This window comes from Sphingomonas sp. Leaf412 (assembly GCF_001425405.1).
Lineage (GTDB): Bacteria > Pseudomonadota > Alphaproteobacteria > Sphingomonadales > Sphingomonadaceae > Sphingomonas.
The window spans coordinates 778,116-781,197 of sequence record NZ_LMQP01000003.1 but is presented as its reverse complement, the minus strand read 5'-3'; the positions used below and the strand labels follow the sequence as shown (position 1 = coordinate 781,197).

Annotated in this window: 2 protein-coding genes and 1 pseudogene; all 3 read left to right on the top strand. The window is 67.7% G+C overall.

What is annotated here, in order from left to right; all coding sequences use genetic code 11:
- Nucleotides 1-416, top strand: a pseudogene (locus tag ASG29_RS17555) (ABC transporter permease); the annotation flags it as partial.
- Between the two features lie 54 nt (nucleotides 417-470).
- Nucleotides 471-1,700 (top strand): cytochrome P450, encoded by a 1,230-nt coding sequence (locus tag ASG29_RS10890; protein WP_055983635.1) that lies wholly within the window; start codon nucleotides 471-473, stop codon nucleotides 1,698-1,700.
- A gap of 138 nt (nucleotides 1,701-1,838) precedes the next feature.
- Nucleotides 1,839-2,936 carry a DUF3667 domain-containing protein gene (locus tag ASG29_RS10885; RefSeq protein ID WP_055983634.1) on the top strand — a complete coding sequence of 366 codons (1,098 nt, stop codon included), beginning with the start codon at nucleotides 1,839-1,841 and terminating at the stop codon, nucleotides 2,934-2,936.
- Nucleotides 2,937-3,082: the final 146 nt, after the last annotated feature.

Below are 3,082 nucleotides of genomic sequence, written 5' to 3'. Positions count from 1 at the left end.
TCGCGCTGCTGTTCGCGGCCTATTTCACCACCGCCTACCTGCTGCTGGGATCGGTGTTCCTGGGGATCGGGGCGCAGGCGTCGACGATGCGCGAGATCCAGATGCTGTCGCTGCCCGTCACGATCGTGCAGGTCGCGATGTTCGCGCTGGCGTCCGCGGCGGCGTCGAAGCCGGGCACGTGGCTGGCGACCTTTGCGGAGGTGTTCCCGCTGTCCTCCCCCTTCGCGATGGCGGGGCATGCGGCCAATTCGCCCGCGCTGTGGCCGCATCTGGCCGCGCTGGCGTGGCAGTTCCTGTGGGTCGCGATCTTCATCACCGTCGGCGCGCGCCTGTTCCGGCGCGGGGTGCTGCAATCGGGCAGCGCGGCACCGGCGTGGAAGCGCCTTTTCGGGTATACCGCCGACCGGCCCCATTGACACGACTGTCAATTAAGTTTTCTCTCGCAACCAGAAAAGAAGGAGAGAGGACCGATGGCGACCCTTGCGCGCGATATCCGGGCGAGCGACCCGTTCGACGTCAGCCGGGCGGAGCTGTATCGCGACGACACCTGGCCCGAGGTGTTCGCGGCGATGCGTGCGCAGGACCCGATCCACCGGGTCGAGGATTCGGAGTTCGGCCCCTATTGGGCGCTCAGCACGTACAAGCCGATCGTCGAGGTCGAATCGCTGCCGGATATCTATTCCAGCGAGGTCGGCGGCTTCACGCTGACGCGGTTGACCGACGAAACCGTCAGGATGCCGATGTTCATCGGCCGCGACCGCCCGATCCACACCGGGCAGCGCCGCACCGTCGCCCCCGCCTTCACCCCGTCCGAGATGCAGCGCATGTCCGGCGACATCCGCCGCCGCACCGGCGAGGTGCTCGACGCGCTGCCGTGGAACACGGAGTTCGACTGGGTCGATACGGTGTCGGTCGAACTGACGACGCAGATGCTGGCGATCCTGTTCGATTTCCCGTGGGAGGACCGCCGCAAGCTGACCGAATGGTCGGACTGGATGGGCGATATCGAGCTGTTTCGCGACGAATCGCTGCGGCAGAAGCGGCTGGAGAAGGTGTACGAGGCCGGAGCCTATTTCCGCCGGCTGTGGAATGCGAAGGTCAACGCCGAGCCGACGCCCGACCTGATTTCGATGATGATCCATTCCGACGCGATGAGCGCGATGGACGACAACGAGTTCATGGGGAACCTCATCCTGCTGATCGTGGGCGGCAACGATACGACGCGCAACACCATGTCGGGCCTGATCTACGCGCTGGACCGCTTTCCCGAATCGCGCGCGAAGCTGGAGGCGGACACGGGGCTGATCCCCAATGCGGCGAGCGAGATCATCCGCTGGCAGACCCCGCTGGCGCACATGGCGCGCACCGCGACGCAGGATACGGAGCTTCAAGGGCATCGCATCGCGGCGGGGGACAAGATCGCGATGTGGTACATCTCCGCCAACCGCGACCGCGACGTGTTCGGCGAGGATGCGGACGATTACGTCGTCGATCGCCCCAATGCGCGCCGCCACCTCGCCTTCGGCCACGGCATCCACCGCTGCGTCGGCGCGCGGCTGGCCGAATTGCAGGTCGGGATATTGATGGAGGAGATGGCGGCGCGGCGCATGCGCGTGAACGTGCTGCGCGAGCCGGACCGGGTCGCGGCGTGCTTCGTCCACGGCTATCGCAAGATGCCGGTGGAGATCACGCGGTATTGATCGCCCGGCCGTCATTGCGAGGAGCGTAGCGACGCGGCAATCCAGGTCGCGCGCGGGAGCCTGGATTGCTTCGCTCCGCTCGCAATGACGAACGAAGGTGCTTGAGACATCGCACCTCCCGCGCCACAACCCGCGGCCATGACGGGGGAAATCGAGGCGATCGGCGATATCGCCACCGGCGGCGCCGTGGCGCACGCGCTGGAACCGCACGGCGCGGGTCGTGGCGCGCATGGCGGGCTGTGCCGCAATTGCGGGACGCGGCTGATCGGCGCGCATTGCCACGAATGCGGACAGGCGGGGCACGTCCACCGCACGATCGGCGCGTTCGGGCACGACATCCTGCACGGCGTGTTCCATTTCGAGGGGAAGATCTGGCGCACCCTGCCGCTGCTGGCGCTGCACCCCGGGCGATTGACGCGGCGCTACATCGACGGGGAGCGCGTCCGCTTCGTCTCCCCGATGGCGATGTTCCTGTTCTCGGTCTTCCTGATGTTCGCGGTCGTGGCGAACCTGCCGACGTGGACGCTGGGCGATCCCGATTTCCTGAAGGGCAACGTGTCCGACGGCATGACGCAGGCGCGCGCGCGGCTGGGCCAGGAAAGCGCGAAGGCTGCGGCGGCGGCGGTCGCGGCGCGGCAGGCGCTGGCACGGGAACGCGCGGACGCGACGCCGGACGGCGCACGGATCGCGAAGCTCGAACGGCGCGTGGCCGATGCGCAGGCGGCGCAGCGCGATCTGTCCGACGCGGCCCGTGCGCTGCCCGCGGACGCCGACGACGCGCGGATCACGACGCGCCTGCCGTCGGCGCAGAACTGGCTGGAGACGCGGTGGAAACACGCGCGGGAGAACCCGAAGCTGGTGTTGTACAAGATCAAGACCGGCGCGTACAAATACAGCTGGGCGCTGATCCCGATATCGCTGCCGTTCATCTGGCTGCTGTTCCCGCTGCGCCGCGACGTATCGATGTACGACCATGCGGTGTTCGCGACCTATTCGCTGACGTTCATGTCGCTGCTGACGATCGTGCTGGCGGTGCTGGGCGCGATCGGGCTGAACGAGGGCGTGCTGTGGACCGCGGCGCTGCTGATCCCGCCGGTGCACCTGTACCGCCAGTTGAAGGACGGATACCTCCTGTCGCGCGGCGGGGCGTTGTGGCGGACGTTCCTGATGCTGAACTTCGCGGTGTTCACCACGACGTTCTTCATCCTGCTGCTGCTGTACCTGGGGGTGGATTGAGGGACCTCCCTGCCCCCCTTCGCTCAGGGCGAACGGGGGGTGCGCACGCGAAACGGTCGGATCACCCCCACCGCCCCGCCGCCGCGGCGTCGCCGTCGCGCGGTTCGACCCAGCGCGTCTCGCCCGCCACGGTCTCGCGCTTCCAG

What these genes read in the sequence shown, in the direction of transcription:
- ASG29_RS10885 (WP_055983634.1), top strand. Translation starts at nt 1,839, where the DNA reads ATGACGGGGGAAATCGAGGCGATCGGCGATATCGCCACCGGCGGCGCC.
- ASG29_RS10890 (WP_055983635.1), top strand. Translation starts at nt 471, where the DNA reads ATGGCGACCCTTGCGCGCGATATCCGGGCGAGCGACCCGTTCGACGTC.